The sequence below is a fragment of the Micromonospora sp. NPDC050980 genome (assembly GCF_040653835.1).
Classification (GTDB): domain Bacteria; phylum Actinomycetota; class Actinomycetes; order Mycobacteriales; family Micromonosporaceae; genus Micromonospora.
The window spans coordinates 33,175-57,188 of sequence record NZ_JBFAGS010000026.1 but is presented as its reverse complement, the minus strand read 5'-3'; the positions used below and the strand labels follow the sequence as shown (position 1 = coordinate 57,188).

Sequence of the window (24,014 nt, the reverse complement as noted above, 5' to 3'; positions counted from 1 at the left end):
CTCCTCGCTCCCACTTTCCCCCCAGGCCCGCCCGAAACCGGCGGAACGGAAAACCTGCCCGACAAGCCGGCCCGCCGCTCGGCTGCCACCGCAGGTGCGGCCCGGATCAGCATTCAGGCATTGCATCAGCAGTGACGAAGGGTAGCTTCTGATTGCAGATGCGTGCCGGTAGGCTGCCCGTGTGGCGGTGTTTCAGATCGGTGAGGCGGCGACTCTGCTCGGCGTCAGCACGGACACGGTGCGCCGCTGGGTGGACGCGGGCCGGTTGCCGGCCACCCGCGACGAGCAGGGTCACCGGGTGATCGACGGCGTCGAGCTGGCCGCGTTCGTCCGCGCGCAGGCGGCCGAGCCGGACGGCCGGTCGGAGGAGTCGTCGGCCCGCAACCGGCTCCGCGGGATCGTGACAGCGGTGGCCAAGGACACGGTGATGGCCCAGGTGGACATCCAGGCCGGGCCGTTCCGGATCGTCTCGCTGATGAGCCGCGAGGCGGTCGAGGAACTGGACCTGCGGGTCGGTTCGGTAGCGGTCGCGGTGATCAAGTCGACCACTGTGGTGGTCGAACGGTCCGCCCCGGCCCACCGGACACGTGCCGGCGGATGAATCCGGGCACCGGAACCCACGAGAAAGGAGTGAGCCGATGGGTGCACGTCTCGTGCGCGCCGCGCTGGCCGGGATGACGGCCCTGGCGATGGCGGGGACGGCCGGCTGCGGCGGCGGCACCGACGAGGCGGGTTCCGCGCCGGCCGGGTCGGCGTCCGGCGTGACCGGAACCGTGACGGTGTTCGCGGCGGCGTCGCTGACCGAGTCGTTCACCCGGATCGGCAGGGACTTCGAGGCGGCCAACCCGGGCGTGACGGTGACGTTCAACTTCGCCGGCAGTTCCGCGCTGGCCAACCAGATCGACCAGGGCGCACCGGCGGACGTGTTCGCCTCCGCCGCCCCGAAGAACATGCAGTCCGTGGTCGACGCCGGCAACGCCGACGGTTCCCCGACCACGTTCGCGCGCAACCAGCTCGTCATCGCGGTGCCGGAGGGCAACCCGAAGGGCGTCAAGGCGCTGGCGGACCTCACCCGGCCCGGCCTGAAGGTGGCGCTCTGCGCCGAGCAGGTGCCCTGCGGCGCGGCGGCGACCAAGGCGCTGACGAGCGCGGGCGTGAAGCTCACCCCGGTCACCCTGGAGCAGGACGTCAAGGGCGCCCTGTCGAAGGTGAAGCTGGGCGAGGTCGACGCCGCGCTGGTCTACCGCACCGACACCCGGGCCGCCGACGACGACGTCGACGGCGTCGAGTTCGCAGAATCCGCCGGCGCGATCAACGACTATCCCATCGTCGTGTTGCGGAACGCGCCGAACAAGCCCGCCGCCCGGGCCTTCGTCGCCCACGTCCGGTCCGACCGGGGCGCCGCCGCCCTGACCGCCGCCGGCTTCCAGGGACCCTGACCGGCGATGACCCCGACCGGCACACACGACCCGGCGGTACGCCCCGGACCGGGCGGGCCGCCGCGTCGCCGTCGGGCGCAACGGGTGCCGGCGGCCCTGCTGGCGCCGGCGCTGCTCGGCCTGCTGTTCCTGGTGCTGCCGCTGGCCGGCCTGGTGGCCCGGGCACCGTGGACCAGCCTGCCGCAGCGGCTCACCGAGCCCGGCGCGCTGACCGCGCTGCGACTGTCGTTGCAGACCGCCACCGTCGCCACCGGCGTGTGCCTGCTGCTGGGCGTACCCCTGGCCTGGCTGCTGGCCCGCGCCCGGTTTCCCGGCCGCCGGCTGGTCCGGGCGCTGGTCACGGTCCCGCTGGTGCTGCCGCCGGTGGTCGGCGGCGTGGCGCTGCTGTTGGTGTTCGGCCGCCGGGGCCTGCTCGGCGCTTGGCTGGACGGCACGTTCGGCTTCACGCTGCCGTTCACCACCACAGGCGTGGTGGTCGCGGAGGCGTTCGTCGCCATGCCGTTCCTGGTCATCGCCGTCGAAGGCGCGCTGCGCGGGGCCGACGCCCGCTTCGAGGAGGCCGCCGCCACCCTCGGTGCCAGCCGTTGGACCACGTTCACCCACGTCACGCTGCCCCTGGTGGCACCGGGTGTGGCCGCGGGAGCGGTGCTGTGCTGGGCGCGGGCGTTGGGCGAGTTCGGTGCCACGATCACGTTCGCCGGCAACTATCCCAGGGTCACCCAGACCATGCCCCTGGCGGTCTACCAGACGATCGAGGGCGGCGACCTGGACGGTGCGGTGGTGCTCAGCCTGGTCCTGCTGACCGTGTCGGTGGCCGTCCTCGCCGGCCTGCGGGACAAGTGGATCACCAGCGCATGAGCCCGGTCGTGGACGCCCACCTGGTCGTCGACCGGGCCACCTTCCGCCTGGACGTGTCGCTGCGCATCGGCGCCGGGGAGGTGGTCGCGCTGCTCGGTCCCAACGGCGCCGGCAAGACCACCGCGCTACGCGCCCTCGCCGGCCTGCAACCGCTGACCGCCGGCCACCTGGTCCTCGCCGGGCGGGACGTCGACCGACCCGACCAGCGCCGCTGGAGCCCACCCGAGCACCGGCCGATCGGTGTCGTCTTCCAGAACTACCTGCTCTTTCCGCACCTGAGCGCGCTGGACAACGTCGCGTTCGGGCCGCGGCGGCACGGCGCCGACCGGCGCGAGGCACGCCGTCGGGCCGCCGACTGGCTGGACCGGGTCGGCCTGGCCGCCCAGGCGCGCAGCCGGCCGGGACGGCTTTCCGGCGGGCAGGCCCAGCGGGTCGCGCTCGCCCGGGCCCTGGCCGTCGACCCGGTGCTGCTGCTGCTCGACGAGCCCCTCGCCGCCCTCGACGCCCGCACCCGGCTCGACACCCGCGCCGAACTGCACCGGCACCTGGCCGCCCATCCCGGCGCGACCCTGCTGGTCACCCACGATCCGCTGGACGCCCTGGTGCTGGCCGACCGGCTCGTCATCGTCGAGGAGGGCCGGGTCGTGCAGGAAGGCGACGCCGCCGCCGTCACCGCCCGGCCGCGCACCGACTACGTCGCCCGTCTCGTCGGCCTCAACCTCTACCGCGGCGTCGCCGACGGCGACGCCGTACGGGTCGACGGCCGGCTCACCCTGACCGTCGCCGACGCCCTGCACGGCGACGCGTTCGTCGCGTTCCCGCCGTCGGCCGTCGCCCTGCACCCACGTCGGCCGGACGGCAGTCCGCGCAACACCTGGCCCGCCGTCATCGCGGGGCTGCAACGCCACGGCGACAACCTGCGCGTGCAACTGGACGGCCCGGTCGCGGTCGCCGCGGACATCACCCCGGCCGCCGCCAGTCACCTGGACCTGGCCCCGGGCCGGGCCGTGTGGGCGGCCGTCAAGGCGGCCGAGACCCGCGCCTACCCCGCCTGAAGGGGCCGGCCTCCCCGAAGTGGGGAGGCCGGCTCGATCCGATCTCAGGTGTCGGGCGACGTCGTCAGCGCTGCAGGGTGAGCAGGCCGGGGCGGTAGGGCAGTTTGCCGTAGTCGCCGCCGGAGTTGGGGGAGCGGCCCTGGTAGAGCAGTTGCAGGTTGCAGGGGTCGACGGTGAAGGTCTGGTCGGCGGTGGTGCGGATGAGTTCGCCGTGGCTGATGTCGTTGGTCCAGGTGGCGCCGCTGTTGGCCTTGCCGGCGAAGGGGTTGCTCTCGGTGGCGGCGTTGGGGGTCCAGGAGCCGCTGAGGCTGGTGGCGGTGAAGGAGCGGAAGTAGCGGCCCTGGGAGCCGATGGCTTCGACGATCATGAGGTAGCGGGTTTGGCCCTGCAGTTTGTAGACCTGCACGGCTTCGAAGAGGTTGTTGGTGCTGTCGCTCATGATGGTGGTGTAGGTGGAGCCGAAGTTGCCGGGGAAATTGCCGATCGGCATGCTGGCTCGGTAGATCTTGCCGTTGTCGCCGGCGAAGAACAGGTACATGTTCTGGTCGTCGGCGATGAGGGTCTGGTCGATCGGGCCGGTGCCGGAGCCGGAGATGCTGCCGGTGAACAGGGGTTGCGCGGAGGACCAGCCGTTGGGGTTGGTGGGGTCGGTGGAGGTTTTGTAGGAGAACGCGGTGGGGCCCCACTGGTAGGCCAGGACCCAGATGTTGCGGGGGGCGAAGTAGAACAGCGTCGGCGCGACGGTGCCCTGGGACATGCCGTTCTGGCTGGCCGAGGCCATGTCCGACCAGTTGGAGAACAGGCCGAAGTTCATCGAGCCCCAGGACGAGCCGTTGTCGTGCGTGGTGGCGTAGACCAGGTGCCGGCCGTTGTACGGCGCGACGGTGAAGTCCTTCAGCGACACCCAGCCCGACTTCGGCTGGGCCAGCGCGCCGGTGGAGGACCACCGGTACGACGACGGCAGGTTGCACGTGCCACCCGGCGGCGGCGTGGTCGGCGGTGGGGTGGGGTTACCCCCGCCGTCGACGCGGACGAGCTGCCACTGCTGGTTGCTGCCGTTCCAGTCGTCGTACTGGACGATGCTGCCGCCGTCGGCGGTCGAGGCGCCCTGCACCTCCATCACCTTGTTGCTGTTCCGGTTGATCATCCGGACGTAGCCGCTGTCGGAGTCGGCCAGCCGGAACTGCTGGTTCGTCCCGTTGTGGTCGGCCCACTGCACGATGTTGGCGCCGTTGGCGGTGGAGAAGTTGTAGACGTCGAGCACCTTGCCGGAGAGCCGCGACCGCAGCCGGTAGTAGCCGCCGCCCGAGTCGACGAACTGCCACTGCTGCTGGTTGCCGTTGTTGCGCGCCCACTGCACGATCCGCGCGCCGTCGTTCGTGGCCAGGTTGTAGACGTCCAGCGCCTTGCCGCTGTTGCGGTTGACCAGCACGTACCAGGCGCTCGTGTCGACCGAGGCCGCGGCGGCCGGGGTGGACAGCACCGCCGTGGCGCCGACGCCGGCCACCACAGCCGTCACGCCGGCCGCGACGACCCGCGGCAACCAGGCCCGCCGCCGCGACGGCGGCGAGATGACCGATGGGGACCTACCGAAGCCAAACATGATCCTCCTCGAATGGCCTGAACCCGGACGGGGGGCCCGTCGGGTGTTAGCGCTAACAAGATGTCGTCCGCGCGGTCGCGCACAACATCTCGACAAGGCAGACCCGCCCGGTAAGCCGCAGCCTCGTCCTTGACCATCGAATGTGGGCGATAACATGGCGTTCGTCAAGTCGTAACTTTCCCGAATCATCGACCAGCTCGTTCCCCGACCCAACCTGCGGGTCGCCGACCCGGCTGCCGCGCGCCCAAACCGGGCCAGCCCCGGTGATGATGGCGCTAACATCGACAAGCATCGCCTGACCCGGAGGTTGACGCGGCTACGTCGCCGGGCCGGGGCGTCGCCGCCGCCGGCCCGGCGATGACTCAACCGCAGCGGCGGCCGTTGAGGCTGAACGCGGTGGGCGCCGGGTTGGTGCCGCTCCACGTGCCGTTGAAGCCGATGCTGGTGGACGCACCGGGGGCCAGCCGGCCGTTCCAGCTCAGGTTCGTCGCGGTCACCGCCGCCCCGTCCTGCTTCCAGGTGGCCGACCAGCCCTGACCGACCTTCTGGGTGCCGGTGGGGAAGTCGAAGGCCAACGTCCAGCCGTCGACAGCGGTGCTTCCGGTGTTCCTGATCGTCACGGTCGCGGTGAAGCCACCGGGCCAACTGTTCGCCGCCCAACCGACCGCGCAGCCGCCGGCCGGGGTGGTGGGCGCGGTCCGCACGGCCAGCCCGGGCGAGGCCGCCGAGACGTTGCCCGCCGCGTCCCGGGCGGTCACCACGAACGTGTACGGGGAGTCCGGGCTCAGCCCGGTCACCGTGTACGAGGTGCCGGTCGCGCTGCCCACCTTCACCGTGCCGCTGGCGTCGACCCGGTGCACGTCGTAGCCGGTCACGCCGGTGTCGTCGGTGGACGGTGCCCAGCTCAGCGCGACGCTGTCGGCGGTGACCGTGCCGGCGGTCGGCCGGCCCGGCGCGGTCGGCGGCTTCGTGTCACCGGGGGTGGTCCCGCGCGGCAGCACCAGGTGGGTGATGGAGTTGGCCGGGAAGATGGCGGTGAAGCCGTCGGCGGTGACCGGCTGGTCGGCCTCCCGGACGATCCCGGCCAGGTTCGCCGCGCTGTAGCGGTAGACCTCGGCGCTGCCAGCGGGGGCGCCGGTGAGCGACACCGGGCTGGTCAGGTCGTCGCCGCTCTTGTTGACCACGACCAGGGTCAACGCCTTGTCGGCGGCCCGCTCGGCCGCGTACACGGCCAGTTTGCCCTGGTCGGCGCTGGTGGCCCGGACGGAGGTCTCGCCGAACGCGCCGCCCGCGCCGTCGTAGTTCCGGTAGATCCGGAAGGCGTCGGCCACCGGCTGGTCGGCGGCCGGCGCGGTCCACAGGCTGGCCAGGTCGAGCCCTTCGCGGCCGAAGACGCCGAGCACATCCGCCTGGGCGAGCGCGCCGTTGAGCGAGCCGTACCCGCCCCAGCTGTACTCGGTCATCGCGATCTTCGTGCCCGGGTAGTGCTCGTCGGCCAGCTCCCGCATCCGCGGAATGAACCGGACCGGCTGGTTGATCCAACTCTCGTCGGTGTACGTCGGGTCCCAGAGCTGGCGCGTCGAGCGCAGCCGCAGCGCCTGGGTGGCGGCGTCGCCGGCGTCCGACCCGCTCACGCCGGACTGCTGGGGATAGAGGTGCACGTCGAAGTAGTCGAGGATCCTCCTGCCGTGCTGCTGCTCGTACTCGCGCATCCGGTCCAGATACCACGGGCCGAGGTCCTGACCGCCGTGCGCGGCCTTGTCCGGCGGGTTCGACCAGCAGCCGGTCCGGGAGCAGGTGTCCTGGTCGAGCCCGGAATAGAAGATCGAGTTCAGACCCCAGCCGACCGGGCCGAGCGTCTTCGCGCCGGGGTCGGCCGCCTTGATCGCGGCGGCGTACGCGTAGGTGCGGTCGCGCAGTTCGTCGTAGCCCAGCCCGACCGGGCGGACGTCGCGGTGGGTGGAGTGCCACAGGTCCGGCTCGTTGTCCAGGTTGTAGAACCGGACCCCACCGGCGCCGGCGGCACCGAACCGCTCCTTCAGGTGGGTGACGAAGTCGCCGGCGTACTCCGGCCCGGCCGCCACGCTGGTGTCCTCCGGGTCGTTGCCGGTGATCAGGCTGCCGTCCGGCTTCTTGCCGTTGCCGCAGTCCGGCGCCCACTGGTCGGTGGACTCCTGCGGCCCGTACTTGGCGACGCTGAAGCCGCACGCCCGGGCCCGGTCCTTGGCGACCCAGCCGATCATCGGCACCGTCATGATCGTGTCCGTGCCGGTGGCCTTGTTCCGCTGCACGAAGCGGTCACTCTCCGAGCCGTCCGGCAGGCTGGCCGGATCCGGGTTGTCGTTCGGGATGTTCTCGAAGTACCAGTCCGAGGCCCGGTTGGTGGTGTCGGTCCGGAAGTTGTAGCGGGTGGTGGCGTTGCCCCCGTACCGGTGCACCGGCAGCCGCAGCTCACGGGCGAGCGCCTCGTCGGCGAAGTTCATCCCGTAGACGTACGGGCTGATCGCGTGCCGGCCGGCGGTGACGTCGACGGCCAGCGCCGGACCGGCTGCGGCCTGGGCGGGCGTGGGCAGGGCCAGGCCGCCGAGGGTGGCGGCCAGCACGACCGGAAGCAGTGCTGTGGTGGGACGCACGAGCTCTTCCTTCCTGAGGAAATCGAAGCTCGCCGTTGGGAGCGCTGCCACAGCCTGCCCCGATTCGCGGACCGCGTCAACACACGGGGCGTCGGGACGCACCGCGTCGACCTCCCCACACCGCCGCCGGCGTCGGCAATGGGTTACGGGGTGACCACCCGGGCGAAGGACCAGCCGAGGGCGCCGGAGTACTGGGCGCACCGGGATCCGTTGCTGCCGGACCAGAACTGGTTCGAGCTGTCTGAGTTGCCGACGATCCGGTCGTTCGGGCCGCCGTAGCACGAGGTGTCGTTCCGGAACACCGAAGAACCGCCGTCGAAGGTGAAGTTGCGCTCGGTGTTGCCGAGGCTGGCGTTGTTCGGCACCGTCATCGAGCCGAAAAATGCGGCTCCGCCCACCTCGACCACGAACGCCGACCGGGTAGCGGCCAGTTATGCACCGACCTGCGCTGATGCCTGGTGCACCCAACGGCGGGCCGGCCACAACCGGACAACATCGACTCGGTGAATCAAGAGATCAACTCGAAGCACGTCCACGAATGTGGTTAAGATCGTCGTCTGTCCCGTTGACGGCATTCCCGTTGATGGCAATCCCGACCATCGGACGCAGGCGCAGGAAATTAGGTCTCATCAGTCATTTCCCATCGACCATCAGGCATGAGTGGCCTTGTCACGAGCCTGCACTTACCGAAGTCGGTAAAGATCCTTGGCACCGTCTAGAGAACTGGAGCATGCGTGTCTTCCATGAACAGAAGGAAGCTGATCGCGCTCGGGGCCGGCGCGGTCACCGCGGCGGCGACCGGCACCGCGGCACAGGCCGCACCGTCAACCGACGGCGCGCGGATCGCCGCTCCGTCCGCCGGCGACCTCGCAGCCGCCCTTCCCGGGGGGTTCACGAGCAGGTACGCGGACGTCAACGGAATCCGGCTGCACTACGTCGCCGGCGGGCGCGGGGAACCCCTGATCCTGCTGCACGGCTGGCCGCAGACGTGGTGGGAGTACCACAAGGTGATGCCCGCGCTGGCCACCCGGTACCGCGTGATCGCCGTCGACCTGCGCGGCGCCGGCAACTCCAGCAAGCCCGCGTCCGGGTACGACAAGAAGACCATGGCGGCGGACATCGCGGCGTTGGCCGGGGCGCTGGGTTACGCCAAGGTGAACGTCGTGGGTCACGACATGGGGTCGATGGTCGCCTACAGCATGGCGGCGAACCACCCCTCGGTCATCAACAAGATCGCCATGCTGGACGTGGCCCACCCGAACAGCAGCTACTACGAGTTCCGCATGCTGCCGGCGCCGGGTGCCCCGTTCCACCCCTGGTGGTTCGCCTTCAACCAGGTGTCGCAACTGCCGGAGCAGCTCATCACCGGCCGGTCCCGGTTCCTCATCGACTGGATGTTCGACAATCTCCTGGTCAACAAGGCCGCGATCAATGATTTCGACCGGGCCGTCTACGCCCTGGCCTATTCGACCCCGGACGCCATTCGGGGCGGCAACGGCTGGTACAAGGCGCTGGGTCAGGACATTCTCGATAACGAGACGTACTCGCCGATCACCGTCCCGGTCCTGGGTATCGCCCACGACATCTTCTACCCGGGCTTCGCCGCGACGCTGAGCCAGCAGGCCACCAACCCGCAACTGGTCCAGATCGACAACACCGGGCACTACTTCGTGGACGAGCAGCCCCAGGTGCTCGTCCAGCACCTGCGGGCGTTCTTCGGCTGAGCGGGTCGAACTGAGCCGGGCTGCGGCTCCGGCCGGGTGGGCGACGGACATCGCGCCGTCGCCCACCCGGCCTGTCAGCTCGCCGCGCAGGTCAACGACGGTACGCCGTGGGTGCCGCTCGACGAGTCCAGGAAGCCGAAGGTCGTGCTGCCGCCGGCACTGAGCGAGCGTCGTAGCTGACGTTGCGGGCGGTGACGGTCGAGCCATCCTGACCGGCACCACCGCGGTGCTGCTGATCATCGCCCTAGCGGCGTTCAACCGCCGCGACCTGACCAGCTGAACCGCTCCGGACTTTCACGACGAGGCAGCGCCGACCATCCGATCGTCGATCACCCTGGTCGCGGTCGGGTGGACGGCAGGCTGGTAGGCGGCTCGGACGACTTTTCGCTCACGCCACAGGTGATAGAGCGCGATCGCGAAGATGACCGAACCCACGAGGTTGGCAAGCGCATGCCACCAGATCCGGTACGTCCACAGGCCCGGCCCGGGTTGCAGCGTACCGAACCAGGTGGACAGGCCGATCGCCTGTTTGGCTCCGAACGCCACCGACAACGTCAGCAACAGGTGCTCAAGGCCGTGGATGCCCTGCATCCACACCCCCATCCGAGCCCACCTGCGCGACACCGTCGACGCCGCCCGCTTGGTTATCAACATGATCCCGGCCAGGCCGGCCAGGAAGATGAAGTTGCCGGTGAGATGCAGGACCTCCATGCCCAATGAGGGCTTTGTCGGGTCCACCTGCCCGAACCCATTGGCCAGTCCGTCGCCCCAGGGCGTCATCCACGGTTTCGCGTTCGGGTGGGCCACCCAGTAACCGGCCTGGGCGATGTGCTCCTGCACGTGGCCGATCTGCCCGAGGACCCCCAGGCCGATCACCCCCGTCGCCCCGGTGAACACCCACGGACGCACGGGACCATGGTTCGCGTACGCAAGAACGCCGACCGCGGCCCACATGACAACTGCCCACAGGCCCAGGACGACCGCTCCCGCCGTATCCCAGAAGGAAACTGAACCACCCACGACCGCCTCCGGATTCTGCTACCGATCCACCTCTGCCACTGTCATCACTTGATCACTCCCTGCAATCCTTACGCGCGGCACGAATCCTGGCTTCTTCGAACTTGCGGCCACCAGCACGACCCTCGGTGCTGTTCCAAGCACAGCTCCCCGACCTGGCCGCATCCTCCTGCAACTGCTTGATCCGGCGCAGCCGCCGGGCCAGTCCGGCCGCGATCTCGTCCGGGTGGATGCCGCCCGTGATCCGGTCCGCCACCGCGCACCGAAGCTCCCGAACCAGCAGATCTCGCACGTCCTCGGCCATCTCGGCCCCGATCAGCGGCCGCTGTACGCCAACGCGGCCCACAGGGTCGGTCGGGTCAGGTCAGTCGCATTGACGGTGTTCAGACAAGCGCCGGGCAGGTATGGCGGAACGGTTCGATCGGGGTCGAGCATCCACCGTTGCACCATGCCGACCGCCTCGGCCGGTGGTCTCCGGTTGTCGACCAGTTCCAGATGGACGAGGAAGAGTGCGAGCGCGGCGAACGGTGCCGGCACTGCCCAGCGCCAGCCGATCACCCCTGCGAACCCGGCGTCGAGCAGCGCTGGCACAAGATCCCACGCAACCGGCGCGGAAAGGACGACCATGCCGCGGGCGCCGCTTACCGACGCCAGGTCGAACAACTCCTCGCCGGCCAGTTGCAGGGCCGTCCCGTCCAGTCCGCACGCGAGATGCAGGACCGACGCTCTGGCCAGATGCTTGCGTACGTCCTCCGGCCCACCCACCCCGTCAACCGGCTCCAGTGCTCGGCCGAGACAGACCGACCTCGGGTAGAACAGCCTCCGCAGAATCATGACCTCGGCCATCGCGTCGTTCCGGTCACCGCGTGGGTTGACCACGAACACCGGCTCGTCCGTCAGCGGCGGAATGGACCGCGCCGCCAACCGGACGACGTGCGTGCCGGACGGAACGTCGGTTATGCCGACCTGCTGGCCCAGCCGACGCCCGTCTCCGGTGCACACCGCAACCAGGCCCACGCGGCTCAGCTCGCCCGTGGCGGCCACCAGGAGGCGCCCTGCAGTCCACCGACCGAGGATCGCCGGCCAACCCGGGTCGTCCGCGACGAGCGGATCGGTGACCGGGAGGTTCGCGAGCACATCGAGCTGACCGGTCGCCGGATCGAGGCAGAGCACCCCGGCGGTCAGCCCGGCATCGTCGGTCGGGTGCACATAGAGCAGGGCAGCCGCACCGATAGCACGGACCGCGGCGGCGACCTCGGCCGGAGTGGGCACGCTCGCGATGGGCGCCTCGGCCGGCACGACTCCGACGAGGACCGCCAGCACGTCGTGGGTCAGCGAGTCGACCCCGGCCCGCTTCGGTGCGACCGCAGCGATCTCCAGCGCGGCGAACGCCTCCGCCCCCCGGCCCTCCGCCAGCATCCATCCGGCGAAGCGCGCTGCGTCGCCCGGGTCGACGTCCGCGCCGTCCAGCGCGTTCCGGCCGGCGTTGCGGCACCGTTCGGTGTCGCCGGCGGCACCCCGCCGCCGGTACGCCTCGGCGAGCCGCCACCAGGTCCGGGTGCGCAGGCCACCCTCGTCGAGCAGCCCGACGACATCGGCCAGCAGGGTGATCGCGCGGTCGAGATCGTCGCCCAAGCGCAGGCGAGCCCCGGCGAGAACGGCCCGGGTCGGCGGTGACGACCGGTCTGCGGCGGCGTCGAGAGCCGATCGGAGATCGGTCGGATCGTGGCGAAGCAGCGCGTCGAGAACCGCGGTGAGATCCCCGCCACTGCCCGCACTGCCCGCAGCCGGGAGGCAGTTGTGCACCGCTACGGCGAGCCGGGCGTGTGCGGCGGCCGTGTCGAGCGGGCCCCGCCAGGCGTGACCGGTCGGCACGGCGGCCACGGCGGCGAGCGGGTCCGGATGGCTCAGGCTACCGGAGTGCAGCGCGATCACCGTACGGCACAGCTCGGCGAGCGCGCTCACCACGGGCGGCCGCGATTCCATCCGTTCTGCGTACCGCAGCAGGTCGTCCGCGATCTCGGCAACGGCGCCCGACAGCGGCCGGGTCTCGTCCAGCAGCCCACCGGCCGCCTCCACGATCGTGACTGCGGCGGGATGGTCGGGTGGTATGCACCTCGTCGCGGCCAGCAGGTCTCGCGCGGCGGCCCGGCGGGCGTCGCCGCCGGCGTCCTCGTCGTCCCAGCCGCTGCCGTCGCGCCGCTGCCGAAGGCACAGTCCGACCACCGACAGCAGCCGGTCGAGGCCGCGTTCGACCGAGTCACCACCATCCGGCGTGTCCACCGCGCTGGCCGCTGCCCCGACGAAAGCATCCAGGTCACCGGGCCCGATCCCGTCCGGACCGGCCAGCAGCATCGTCAGGGCCTGCTCCCAGACCGGCCGTTCGCGGTCAGCGGCCAGAGCAGCGAGTTGCTCCCTGGCGATCCGGCGGGCCGCGGTTGGCTGGGTGCCCGTAGCCGCTGCGGTTGCCGCTGGCGTGGGACTTCGTGGCGGCACCACCGGGGCGGACCGCCCGTCGCCGCGCATGACGGTGACCGGATAGTCAAGGGGATCGGCCATGTTTGCCTGGTTCCACAGGTTGATCGGCAGCCCATTGCGCTGCACGTCCTGAAGCCGCGACATGGCGTCGATGATCCTGCCCAGGTCGAAGTTGGCGAGGTCACCGCTGAGCAGCGGATGGATCGACTCGGCCACGGCCAGCATGGCGCGGACCATGCTTGTGAGATCGGTGCTCAGTACCGGCCCGGCGAGCAGTTCCCGGAACAGTCGCGCCGCCTCGTCGGCGTCTTGGGCCGCACCCGACGACCCCCCACCGAGAAAGCCACTCCGCGCGGCAGCCGGGCTCATCGCCTCCGTGGCCCGGGCCAGGTGTAGTTGACCCAACGCGATGCGAGCCATGGCTGCCTGCATCGGTGGCAGGTTGGTGAACTTGGTGGCCTCGGTGAGCACGAAGATGCCGCTGTCCCGGTCCCTCGGCCCGCTGCCGTGTGCACTGTGCCGGGCCGACAGAAGCCAGCCGAGCTGGACGGCCACCTGGCCGCGGGCCGGGTCACCGGGGTCGACCAGCCGGTAGGCCTCGTCCCACGCCTCGATCGCGGCGGACAGGAGACCGAGTGCCGCGGGCCGCCCCGGTCCGGCCCGCCAGTAGTCCGTGGCCAGCGCCTGCCCGAGCTGGGTCAGCTTCGGCAGCCGGGCCGGGCCGGTCAGCCGGGACAGCTCCTCCCGGAGCCGCTCGATGGGGTCCTGCATGGCGCTCCCGCCCTTCCGTCGGTCACTGTCCCCAGTGGGTGAAGCCGGCCCACGCCACCACCCGCGCCGGATCGGTGTCGGCGAGCATGCGACGCAACGGGCTCGGCATGGTCCGGGGCGGCCGCCGGTCGCCGTCGAGCATCCACATCTGCGCCCGGCGCAGTGCGTCCCAGACAGCGCGGTGCTCGGCCGTCAAGAAGTGGTGAAACATGTACATCAGCAGCGAGGTGTCCTGATCGGGAATGCTCCACTGGGTGGAGAGCACCGAGCGGGCACCCGCGGCCAGGAACATCGTGCCCAGGCTGTACGCCTCGTCGTACCCGTGGATCGAGCGGCCGGTGTGGCAGGCGGCGAGCACGACCAGCGCGATCGGATGCCGGTTCGGACCGGCCAGTAGTGCGATCAACTCGTCCGCGGTGAGGTCCCCGCCGGCCAGCAGCAGACGCGACGACGCCGAGGCACGAGCCGTCTCGATCACCCCGTGCGACGCGAGGTGGAGCACCGTACCGGCCTGGGCGCCGTCGGCGAGCAGCCAGGCGCGTACGTCGTCGGGGGTGCCCGCCCCGGAGGGGCTGACCTTTCCGTTCGGCCACCGGCCGACGTAGGTGGCGGCGGGATAGAACGACTGGTGGATCCCATACGCCTCGAGGCGCGCCGATCGCAGGTCGGCCGCGCGCCGGCCGGTGTCCGGGTCGGCCAGCACCATGCCGCCCGAGGTCAACCGGACCGGCTCGGCCGCGGCCGTGTCGCAGAACATCCGGGCGGACGCGGCCTGGGCGAGCGCGACCCGCTCCACCACGTAGGTCCCGTCCGGGTCGCGGGCCGCCTGCCACGGCACCCGGGCCAGGTCGCCCATCGGGATGAGCACGAGACGCGGCACGTGGTCGGTGCCGAGGAACGGCTTGACCAGTGGCCCCATCGCGGCCTTCCACGCCCAGCCGCACAGCGCGTCGACCCGGTCCGCGAACTCGGCCGGATCGTCCGCTCCGACCTCACGCGTCGTCAGCTCGGGCGAGCGGCTGGCCACGGCAGACAGGTACCGCTCGACGTCGGTACCTTCACCGATGGTGAGGTTCGGCAGTGCCAGGAACCACGGTTCACCCTCGGCCGGCGCGATCACCGCCCAGCCCGGCGCCGGCGGGTCAGCCGGTACGAGATAGGCCAGCGCGTCCACGCCGAGCCGGCGTAGGGCGTCCCGGATCTCGTCGAGGCCGAGCGGGTCGAGCAGCCCTGTATCGCGCGCCAGGACCTGCAGGACGTCCTCCCGTAGCCGGGGGTCCGGAGTCTCGGTCGCCCGCCATCGGGCGGCCAGTTCCGGGTGACCGGCCGCGGTGAGCCGAGTGCCCGGGTCGCGCAGTTCGGTCGCGGCGAAAAGCATCAGTGCGCGTCCGCCGTCCAGTGCCCGGAGCGCGTCCTCGGGCTGCTGGTCCACCAGGCATCGGCCGGCGGCGGCGATCGCCTCGACGGCCGCCTGCCGGGCGACGTCACGCGCGGTCGCCGAGTCGGGTTCCAGCAGCACCCGCCAGGCGTATCCGCGCAGCCCCTCGAGCATGGCGAGCCGGGCGGGCGACGCCTCGCCGCTTCGGCGCCGCAGTTGGCCGAGCATGCCGGTGAGGTACGACCAGTAGGGATTTTCCGGACCACCGGCCAGTTCCCGCGCCCGCTCCAGTAGCGTGACCGCCTCGCTCACGTCCGACAGCGAACCGGTGACCTCCGAGCGGTGGTTCAGGCCCAGCGCCAGCGACGCCAGGTGGAAGACGTGATCCGGATGGTGGTCGGGGGTGAGGGCCACCGCCTCGCGCAGGTCGCCGATCGCCGCAGCGATCCTCGCCGGGTCCCGTTCGTCGCCCATCCGCAGGGTCGTGCCGCCCCGAGTGTTCAGGTACACGGCCCGTTCCGCGTCGGAGGACCCTGCGTGCGGCAGCGGCATCGAGCTCACCTCGCCACGCGATGCCGCCTGCAGCGCCTGCAGCATCGGCATGACCTCGGCCACCGACTCGCGCAGCAGATTTCCCTGCGGCAGCTCGTTCATCCGGCCCGCCAGGTCGACGAGCATCGCCATGGCGGTCTCGGTGTCCCCGCCCTGTTGGGCCTGTAACGCGTCCAGGTAGTCCGGCATCAGCCCGAGAAGCTGGTCGCCCTCCGGGTGGCCGGCGAGCATCCCGCCCAGCTCGGTCAGCGACGCCCGGAGCCGGCTCCCGTCGCCGACCGAGTATCCGGCGGCCAGTTCCAGGCCGTTGCGGGCGGCCTCGGCCAGCGCTTCGACGTGGGGGTCTCCGCGATGTTCCGCGATCACCGCGTCGATCTCCGCCATGGCCGCCCGGGGGTCGGTCATGGTCCGGTCCGCGGCGGTCCTCAGCACCTGCTGGACACGGGCGACCCCGCGCATCCGCCGGGCGACGTCCGTCTCCTCCGGCCGACTCATCGATGTCCCCTCCCTCCGTCTGTCTCTTACGGTTCTGACGGACGATTACGCCCGACCGAGCAGGTCCACGACGGTCGCGACGATGTGGTCCAACCGCTTGCGGTCACTGATGAGGGCGGCCACCCGGTCCGGGTCGACCGGGTCCTCGCCTGGGGAACGGCTCAGGTCATGCTCAGTGGTCAGCTCGCCGAAGACCGTGGTCAGCACGTCGGTTACCAGGGCGTGCAGGTCCTCACCGGCCGTCATCCGCCGTTCCACGAGATCGATCGCGCGCGCGGCCAACTCCTGCAGGAGCGAGTCGTCCCTCTCGTGCTGGGCCACCAGAGCGAGCGGCTCGGACTCGGGGTGACCGGCCGAGAACGAAACCGGTGCCTGCTTCCGGCCGAGCGGTGCCTCCACCGTCCGCTCGTACCACCCCGGCCGGCGCCGCATCGCGGCCAGGACGGTCTCCACCTCGGCGGAGACCGTCGACTCGCCGCCGTGCTGGTCGCCGGTAAACCTGGCACGCCGCTCGGCCCAGACGGCCAGCGGCCACAGTGACCCACCGGCGGTGGCGTCGGTGCCGACCCAGTCGAGGATCAGCCTGGCCAACTCGACCATCCACGGCTCGCCGCCGAGCGCGGCGATCAGGCTCTTGGGTACCCGCGGACGCTGCGGAGCCCCGCGCTCGCCGCGGCGCCGGCGGTAGCCGTCGACGGTGGCACGCTGCATCCACCGGACCAGCCAGCCTTCGAGGTTCTCGATCGGCACGTCGGCGTGGGCGAAGAGGTCGTCCAGGACCGCCTCGACGTCGTGGTGAAACCGGTCGAGGCAGTCCGGGGCGAGCCAGGGCACGCCCTTGGCGCACAGGTGGCGACGCCTGCGCTCGAGCGGCTGGGTGATCCGCAGGAAGACGAGCTGCCAAACGATCTCGAAGGCGCCACTGCGGAGCAGCCGGCGTTCCTCGACGGACGCGTGCCGGAAGCACTGGGCCAACCGTCCCTGCCGGGCCAGCCCGCGGACCCGGTCCGCGTCGGCGGACTGCTTCTGGGAATCTGCCACGACAACCCTCCTACCTCGACCTTCGCGTCGATGGTCGAGGTAGGAGCGCGGTACGGGCAGGGGCCGGCGGCGGAATACCGGAGATTACGTACGGCGGCCCGCACGATACGTACGGGCCGCCGGCGAAACTCAGGACATCTGGCTGGGACGCGGATCTCCGTGCGGGTCGAACACCACGAAGGCCGCGGCGGCGCCGTTGAGGTAGACCGTGACCGGGCGTCGCTCCTTGTCGTAGAGGCGTAGCTGGACCGTGGTGCGGTTGACCATCGCCTGCTCGACGGCCTCGGCCACGGCGAGCGCGTCCTCGTCGGCTACCGACCACTCGAACTGGTTGATGATGAGCTTCTTGTCCATGCGGTTCGGATCCCTTCGGTGATGTGGATGGTGGACGGTCAGGCCACCCCGTCCACGGTGAACGTGAACGAGAAGTCCTGCGGACGCCGCTCGTGGCGGCCGATACCGAACTGCTCCTGAGCCAGCAGTGAGGTGCGGTACAGCCCGATGCTCGGGCCCACCACGCCGGTGAGCAGCTCGTAGGCGGTGTTGACCAGGACCGCTCCGGCACCCGCCACGGCGACCGCCACGGCCGCGTGCGGGGCGGTCAGCGCCAGCTCGGCCACCCGAAGACCGGCACCCTGCACCGCCGGACTGGTGAGCCGCTGCTCGAGCAGCGCGCTGAGAGCAAGGCTGCCGCTGGTGTCGCGGGAGACCCAGACCGCGAGGTCGAGAAAATCGACCGCCGGACCGTGGTAGATCAGCACGTTGTCGAGCGGCAGCCGCTCGCCGTCCCGTACGTTGGCGAACCGCATCGTCGCCGCCCGGTAGACCGGCTGCGTTCCCGATCCGCCGGTGAGCACAACCGCGTCCACCCGGACGTCGGCGCTGCCCAGGGCCCGGTTGCGGTGCACGGTCAGCTCAGCGATGCGGACCGCCACCTGCATCGGTGTCGTGCCGCGCGACCCCAACAACCGGATCGGCTGGGCTGGGCGGTCGTCGACGAGGAACGTCGCCCGCTCGGCGATGGGTGGAGCAGTCGGGCTGACGGTGAAGTCGATCGGCTGGATCGTGTAGCGGACCTGGGACGCCGGTGCGTCACCGATCTCGCGGCTCCCCCCTTGGGCGATCTGGGCGAGCAGGTTCTCCAGCCCCGACCGGACGCGGCCGTCGCGCAGCCCTCCCTGCTGGAGCACCGAGACGTCCACCGGACCGTCACTGATCAGCACCAGAACGGTCTCGGGCCGGGGTACCGCCGGGTCGATGCCGGGCGGCCAGATCATCGGCACACCGGTCAACAGCCGCCGGTCCTCGTTCCACCCGTGGGTGTAGGACCCGCCCGGTGCCAACCTGATGCCGCCGGGATCGGAGTGGGTCAGAACGGCGATCCGGGAGGAGATGCCGATGTCGATCAGCGACACGTACACCGCGCGGTCGCCCTCGTTGCGCAGCCGGAACCAGATGCGCTCGTCGGCGTGAGCGAACAGCAGGCTCCCGGTGAGTTCGAGCTGTTCCTCCCGCCCGTCGCGCACCCGCCCCCACTCGACGCGTAGGTCGTGCCGAAGCGGCCGGTCCGGGTCGGCGGTCAGCCGCCGCAGCGCGCTGGCCTGGGCGATCCGCTGAAGGTTGGTGGCGATCGCGGCGATGTCGGCGCGGGTCGCCGGTCGGGGCGCGTGAAGGGGGCCGTAGTCGTCCCGGATGACGAGCCGGCCCTGCCCGTCCGCTACCACCTGGACGGCCGGCCGGGTGTCCGGGTCGGCCGGCCGCAGCATGGTCCGGGCGGCCAGCGCCTTGAGGAGATCGGCGGTCGCCGGGTGGTCAGCCGGCAGGCGTACCGGCATGGCGGGCGCGGCCGCGACGACCCGGCGTGCCCGCGTGGCGGGCGGCAGGGACTGCCCGGCGATCTCGGGCGGCAGCTCGGCGACCGCTGCGGTGGGCAGCAGCCGGGTGACCGCGACCGTTCCCAAGTCCGTGCCGTCGGCGCCGATCGCGAACTCGTCGCCGACCTCGACCCCGAGCAGCGGTGCGCCGAGAAGCTGGATTCGGGTCGCACCGTCGGCCGTCACCGGCAGCGCGTCCAGCGGATCGACCTCCGTCACCTCGAACGGCACCCGGCTCGATGGCCCCTCGGCCTCGGGCCGCTGGGTGAAGGCGATCGCCTGCACCTGGCGACGCACGGCTTCCATCAGCGTCGACCAGTTGACCCGTAGCTTGTCCGTCTCCCGCAACGACCGGGTCAGCGCGTCGGTGAGCAGCCCCATCTGGACGCCGTCTCGGTTGGCGTCCTCGAATGCCGCCTCCGTCGGCGCGCACGCGACCACTCGGACCGCCCGGTCGCTGCCGATCAGCGGGCGTCGGTCGATCGGTAGGCCGCCGGCGATGAGTCCGTGGACGTGCCGCTCGACGCACTCGTACGTCGGCTGCCACTGTCCCGGCGTCGGCCGGAGCAGCGCACGCACCCGTGGCCCGGACTGACGTGACATGTGGGCGGCGTGACAACAGTCCAGCACCACGGTGACGTTCGGCGCGCGTTCGGTCAACCGGGCGAGCAGCACGGACAGTTCCGGGTCGGTGATGCCCCGGAAATCGTCATCGGTGGAGTCCGAGTAGTCGTCCGGGACGATGAATTGGATGGTTCGTCCGTCCGGCCCCTGGATGCGGCCGCCGTGGCCGCTGTAGTAGACGACGTGCGCCTCGTCAGGGGCGGCATCGGCGATGAGTTTCTCGTACGCGTCGAGGATTCCCGCCCGGGTGGCGCGCGGCGTCACCAGCGGCTGAACGGAGAAGCCGCGCGCCCGCAGGGTCTGCGCCATCGCCTCGACATCGTTGCGGACTCCGCTGAGACCATGGGTCGCTGCGCCGATCAGGAGTGCCTTACCCGTCATACCCCTTTCTGACGGACGGCCCGGTGCTCAGTCGAAGAGGTGCTTCTCGCGGGCCCGGGTGACCGCCTCGACGGCGGTGTGCACGTCGAGCTTCTTGTAGGCCCGGGCCAGCTGGGTCTCGACCGTCCGTTTGGCCACGCCCCGCTGGCGGGCGATCTGGGACACATCACTGCCCTGATAGAGCAGGCGGAGAGTGTGCAGCTCGGCGGGTGTCAGATTGAAGGGGAGCTGTGCGGGCACGGGGCGATCGGCCAGGTCCAGGTCGGCTTTGCGGGCCAGCGTCCGCACCCGGTCGCGCAACGGGACGGCACCGAGTTCCTTCGCCGTCTGGTAGGCGATGCGGGCGGGTTCCCGGGCTGCGGACCGATCGTCGGCCCGCAGCGCGGCCTCGGCCTGGCGCCACCGGGCATACGCCGCCGGGAACCGTCGGTCCAGCGCCGCCCACCCGTCGGCCACCCGGCCCCAGGCTCGGGCGGTGTCGGTCCTGCGGATGCGCCGCCGTTCCGCCGTCAGCAGCTCCACCAGTTGCGCGGGTTCCTTCTCCACCGGTGCGCGCCGCACCGCCTCGCCCGCCAGTAGGGCGAGGCGGTCACCGGCATCCGCCGCCTCCTGCTCTGCCGCGCAGCGCATACCGACCGCGCACAATCGCAGCAGCTCCAGGGTGTTCTCATCCTTGCGCACCGCGGCCAGACCCCGGGCCACCTCCACCGCCGCGCGGGTCAGCTCGCCCTCCTCGATCGCCAGCTCGGCGCGGATCGCGTGCAGCGGCCCGAGGAATCGCGGGTCGACACTGTGCTCCACGTCGTCGATCGAGGCGAGCAACTCGCGCGCTCGCCGCAAATCACCACGGTGCACCTGAATCTCGGCGAGCGTGAGGCGGGGATAGAGGCTTTCCGCCGGGCGCAGGTCCTGGATCGCCTCCGTGATGATTCGTTCGGCGTCGTCCCACTCGCCCAGCAGCACCAGCGCCGCGCTCGCGTTGTTGGCGACGATGGTGCTTTGCCGGCTACCGGTCAGGCCGAGCCGGCGTGCCTCGTCCAACCCGTCCCGCGTCACCTCGGCGGAATCACGCAGCCTCCCCGCGTGCTCCAGGACCAACCCCAGATTCCCGTATGCCCGGAGAAGATCCTCGATGTGCGCGGCCGACCGGGCGATCTCGATGGACCGCCGGAGCCGGATCTCGCCCTCCGGGTCACCCAGCATCCCGCGGGCGAGCCCGGAGACGTTGAGCGCTCGACCCTCCTCGGCCTGCGCCCTCACCTCGACCGCCATGCGCAGCGCCTCGTCGGCGGTCTCCTTTCCCTCCTCGTAGCGGCCGGCCTGCAAATGGGCGAGAGCGATGCCGGCCAGCACCCGAGCTTGCACGGCCGACGGCGGTCGGTCAACCAACAGGTCCGCCGCGTCGCGGAACGCCGCTCCGGAGTCGGCCCACCTGCCCACCTCGACCAGGTAGTTGGCCCGCCGCTCGTGCAGCTCGCCAAGTCGCCCCGCGTCGCCGCTGTGGTCCGGGGCGTTGATGGCCTGCTCGACCAGATCGAGCGCCCGGTCGACGCGCCCGGACCAGCGGGCGGCCGCGGCCGCCTCGGCGAGCAGTCGTGATCGGGTGATCCCGGCCTGGGACTCGGCACCGTCGACCCGATGCCACAGTTGCAGGGCCCGCTCGAATTGCAGGTCGGCGGAGGAGAACGCCAGCGTGCGGACGGCGGCCTGACCAGCCGCTACCGCGTACGTCAGTGCCTGCGGCCACACTTTCGCCTGATACCAGTGGATCGCCTGCTCGGCCGCGGCCGACCCTTCGGTCACGCACAACCGGGAGTCGGCGGCCAGCGCCTCCGCCATCGCGACGTGCAGCTCGACACGGACGTCGGGGGCGGTCTCCTGCAGGACCGTCTCGCGCAGTAGCGCGTGCTGGAACCGGTACGCCCCCTGGCCGGCACTGAGGATCTGCTGGTCGACGCACTCGTGCAGCGCATCCCGCAACGTCTCGGGTGGCATGCCGCTGACCGTGCGCAGCAGTTGCCGGCTCATCGCGCGACCGGCCACGGCCGCCGTCTGCAGCACCCGGAACCCGTCCTCGGTCAACTGGCTGAGCCGGCCCAGCATCATCGACCGGATGTCGGGCGGCAGCACGATGTCCTCGTCTCCACCGGCCAGCGCGCCGGTGGCCATCAACTGATCGGCATAGAACGGAATCCCGTCCGACAGCCGCAGACACCGCTCGGCCAGTCGGCGGTCCACCTCGCCGAGCAGTTCACGCATCTCGTCGAGGGTGAAGGGCCGTAGCTCGAAGCGGTCCGTGCGGCGCATGAAGGTTGCGCCACCGAACAGCTGCCACAACGGGTGGGCCCGCCCCACCGGCCGGTAGGTGCCGACCAGCAGCACCCGGCGATCCTCCGCACGGGCCTGGGCGAGGTGCCGCACCAGGTCGAGCGTGGACGGGTCGGCCCAGTGCAGATCCTCCAGGATCAACACCACCGGGGCGTCCGTCGCGATGTGGTCCAGCATCCGGCGCACCGCGAGGAAGACCTGCACGGGTACGCCCATCGAATCGTTGCCGAGGTCGAAGAAGGCGGTCAATCTCCCGTACGCCGGGCCACCCAGTTCGTTGGCCTTGCCCTCGCCGTACTCCAGGCCGAAGGTCTCCAGTGCCTCGATCAGCGGCCCGTACGGCATGGGATCACCGAAGTGTTCCTCGCACGCCCCGGACAACACATGGATGCCGGCCGCCGGCGCCGCGCGCAGAAACTCGCTCAGTAGCCGCGTCTTGCCGAGGCCCGGCCCGCCGCCGACCAGCACCGTCCGGGCAGTGCCGTCGCGGACCTCGGACAGCCTCCGCGTCAACCGATCCAGCTCGTTCGGGCGGCCAACGAACGGCGATTCCTCGGTCACCTTTCACCTCCCGAGCCGGGACCATCCATTGTGCCTGCCGGCAGCATGTCCCGGACCACCGTCGCGATCCGGTCCAGCTCGCCCGCGTCGCGCAGCACCAGCGCGAGCCGGTCGTCATAGGCCCGTCCGATCGGGCCACCCCCGACGTCGGTGCCGAACACCGCGTTCAGCACCGCGGCCACCACCGCGCGTGCCGGCTCTCCCCGGGCCAGGCGGGCCCGGATCAGCTCGACGGCGCTGTGCGCCAGGTCGATCAGGAGCCGCTCGCGCTCGGCGCACGCGTCGTAAGGCGCCTCGGCCCGGCCGTCGACCTGATCCACCGAGGCGACCGGGGCCTGTTTGTGGCCGAGTGGCGTCTCGACGTACCGCTCGAACCATCGCGGCCGCCGGCCCATCGCCCGCAGCACGGCCCGGATGTCGGCCTGCACATCGGCCTCCCCGTACGATCCGCCGGCGTGTCGCTCGCAGCGCCGCGCCACCCAGCTTTCGGTCGGCCACAGATCGTGGCCGGCGGTGACCGGCGTGCCTACCCAGACGAGGATCTGGGTGGCCAGGTCGATCAGCCACGCATCCCCGTTCAACTCGGCGGCGAGCCAGGTCGGCACCCGAGGCCGTTGAAGCGCGCCGTACGCGCCGCGCCGGCGACGATGTCCGTCGACGGTGGCCGGAACCAGGCGGCCGACGATCCAGCCTTCCAAGTTCTCGATCCGCGTACTCGCCCTGCGGGGCACGTCGTCGACGACGGCCTCGACGTCGTTCTCGAAGCGGTCCAGGCATTCGTCGCGCAGCCGCGTCACCGATGCCGCACAGCCGGCGTGGCCACGCCTCAGCTCGAGCCGCTGGGTGAGCCGCCGATAGACCACCGGCCACGCGATCGAGTACGTCGCGCCGGTCAACCGCGACCGGTGCGGTCCGGTTGCCGCCGCGATCGTGGTGGCCAGCAGCCCACGGCGGGCCAGGTCCCGAACCTCGTCGACGCCCTCGGTGTGGCTCGATCCGAGCACGCGCCCTCCTAGAGTCGGACCAACGAAGGTGACTCACTCTGACCTGAGAGGTAGCGCAGCGTGAACGGCGGGACGATCGGTTTGTGTCACCGGTCAGCCGAGCCGGCGCGCGGCTCAGCCGGACCGAGCGGGCCGGTCGGTCCACAGGGGAGAGTAGTAGGACGACGCTTACTGATGAACGGGGTAGCCCGAAGGTCA

Annotated in this window: 18 protein-coding genes; 6 read left to right on the top strand and 12 right to left on the bottom strand. The window is 71.2% G+C overall.

The genetic code is table 11. From position 1 onward, the window contains the following. Positions 1-181: 181 nt before the first annotated feature. The 4 genes from AB0H28_RS26645 to AB0H28_RS26630 are packed head-to-tail and all read left to right on the top strand — an operon-like array spanning position 182 to position 3,352. Entirely contained in the window at positions 182-601 is a 420-nt protein-coding gene (locus AB0H28_RS26645) for a helix-turn-helix domain-containing protein (RefSeq protein WP_358045660.1), read from the top strand. Positions 602-638: 37 nt separating this feature from the next. Then, entirely contained in the window at positions 639-1,439 is an 801-nt protein-coding gene (modA, locus tag AB0H28_RS26640) for a molybdate ABC transporter substrate-binding protein (RefSeq protein WP_358045657.1), read from the top strand. A gap of 6 nt (positions 1,440-1,445) precedes the next feature. Continuing rightward, on the top strand, positions 1,446-2,297 hold the full coding sequence (locus tag AB0H28_RS26635) for an ABC transporter permease (RefSeq protein WP_358045654.1): 852 nt from the start codon (positions 1,446-1,448) through the stop codon (positions 2,295-2,297). Further along, positions 2,294-3,352 carry an ABC transporter ATP-binding protein gene (locus tag AB0H28_RS26630; protein ID WP_358045651.1) on the top strand — a complete coding sequence of 353 codons (1,059 nt, stop codon included), beginning with the start codon at positions 2,294-2,296 and terminating at the stop codon, positions 3,350-3,352. Before AB0H28_RS26635 ends, AB0H28_RS26630 begins: the two co-directional genes overlap by 4 nt. 64 nt (positions 3,353-3,416) lie before the next feature. Here the strand turns inward: AB0H28_RS26630 and AB0H28_RS26625 are convergent, their stop codons facing one another. The 3 genes from AB0H28_RS26625 to AB0H28_RS26615 form a co-directional block, all read right to left on the bottom strand. Then, the gene (locus AB0H28_RS26625; RefSeq protein ID WP_358045649.1) at positions 3,417-4,955 is read right to left on the bottom strand and encodes a non-reducing end alpha-L-arabinofuranosidase family hydrolase; all 1,539 of its coding nucleotides are present in this window, start codon (positions 4,953-4,955) and stop codon (positions 3,417-3,419) included. A gap of 362 nt (positions 4,956-5,317) precedes the next feature. Next, positions 5,318-7,588, bottom strand: a complete 2,271-nt coding sequence (locus tag AB0H28_RS26620) for a glycoside hydrolase family 44 protein (RefSeq protein ID WP_358045647.1) — start codon at positions 7,586-7,588, stop codon at positions 5,318-5,320. Between the two features lie 143 nt (positions 7,589-7,731). Further along, a complete protein-coding gene (locus tag AB0H28_RS26615) occupies positions 7,732-7,959 on the bottom strand; it encodes a hypothetical protein (RefSeq protein WP_358045644.1) in 228 nt (75 codons plus the stop codon). Positions 7,960-8,331: 372 nt separating this feature from the next. On the opposite strand from AB0H28_RS26615, the gene AB0H28_RS26610 reads away from it, so the two are divergent. Next, positions 8,332-9,312: an alpha/beta hydrolase gene (locus AB0H28_RS26610; protein WP_358045641.1), complete on the top strand. Its 981-nt coding sequence runs from the start codon at positions 8,332-8,334 to the stop codon at positions 9,310-9,312. Positions 9,313-9,348: 36 nt separating this feature from the next. Further along, a complete protein-coding gene (locus AB0H28_RS26605) occupies positions 9,349-9,492 on the top strand; it encodes a hypothetical protein (protein WP_358045638.1) in 144 nt (47 codons plus the stop codon). Positions 9,493-9,606: 114 nt separating this feature from the next. Here the strand turns inward: AB0H28_RS26605 and AB0H28_RS26600 are convergent, their stop codons facing one another. The 9 genes from AB0H28_RS26600 to AB0H28_RS26560 all read right to left on the bottom strand — a co-directional run bounded on the left by AB0H28_RS26600 (position 9,607) and on the right by AB0H28_RS26560 (position 23,708). Continuing rightward, positions 9,607-10,332, bottom strand: coding sequence for a DUF6008 family protein (locus tag AB0H28_RS26600; RefSeq protein ID WP_358045635.1), 726 nt, complete (start codon positions 10,330-10,332; stop codon positions 9,607-9,609). A 52-nt stretch (positions 10,333-10,384) separates the two neighbouring features. Next, positions 10,385-10,633 carry a hypothetical protein gene (locus AB0H28_RS26595; RefSeq protein ID WP_358045632.1) on the bottom strand — a complete coding sequence of 83 codons (249 nt, stop codon included), beginning with the start codon at positions 10,631-10,633 and terminating at the stop codon, positions 10,385-10,387. A gap of 11 nt (positions 10,634-10,644) precedes the next feature. Further along, positions 10,645-13,578, bottom strand: a complete 2,934-nt coding sequence (locus tag AB0H28_RS26590; protein ID WP_358045629.1) for a CHAT domain-containing protein — start codon at positions 13,576-13,578, stop codon at positions 10,645-10,647. A 22-nt stretch (positions 13,579-13,600) separates the two neighbouring features. Then, positions 13,601-16,003 (bottom strand): CHAT domain-containing protein, encoded by a 2,403-nt coding sequence (locus tag AB0H28_RS26585; protein ID WP_358045626.1) that lies wholly within the window; start codon positions 16,001-16,003, stop codon positions 13,601-13,603. Positions 16,004-16,048: 45 nt separating this feature from the next. Next, on the bottom strand, positions 16,049-17,044 hold the full coding sequence (locus AB0H28_RS26580; RefSeq protein WP_358045623.1) for a hypothetical protein: 996 nt from the start codon (positions 17,042-17,044) through the stop codon (positions 16,049-16,051). A gap of 129 nt (positions 17,045-17,173) precedes the next feature. Further along, positions 17,174-17,398, bottom strand: a complete 225-nt coding sequence (locus AB0H28_RS26575; protein ID WP_358045621.1) for a hypothetical protein — start codon at positions 17,396-17,398, stop codon at positions 17,174-17,176. Between the two features lie 38 nt (positions 17,399-17,436). Beyond that, positions 17,437-19,923, bottom strand: coding sequence for a caspase family protein (locus tag AB0H28_RS26570; protein ID WP_358045618.1), 2,487 nt, complete (start codon positions 19,921-19,923; stop codon positions 17,437-17,439). 27 nt (positions 19,924-19,950) lie between these two features. Then, on the bottom strand, positions 19,951-22,812 hold the full coding sequence (locus tag AB0H28_RS26565; protein WP_358045615.1) for an AAA family ATPase: 2,862 nt from the start codon (positions 22,810-22,812) through the stop codon (positions 19,951-19,953). Beyond that, the gene (locus AB0H28_RS26560) at positions 22,809-23,708 is read right to left on the bottom strand and encodes a hypothetical protein (RefSeq protein ID WP_358045612.1); all 900 of its coding nucleotides are present in this window, start codon (positions 23,706-23,708) and stop codon (positions 22,809-22,811) included. The genes AB0H28_RS26565 and AB0H28_RS26560 overlap by 4 nt, the downstream gene beginning before the upstream one ends. Positions 23,709-24,014: the final 306 nt, after the last annotated feature.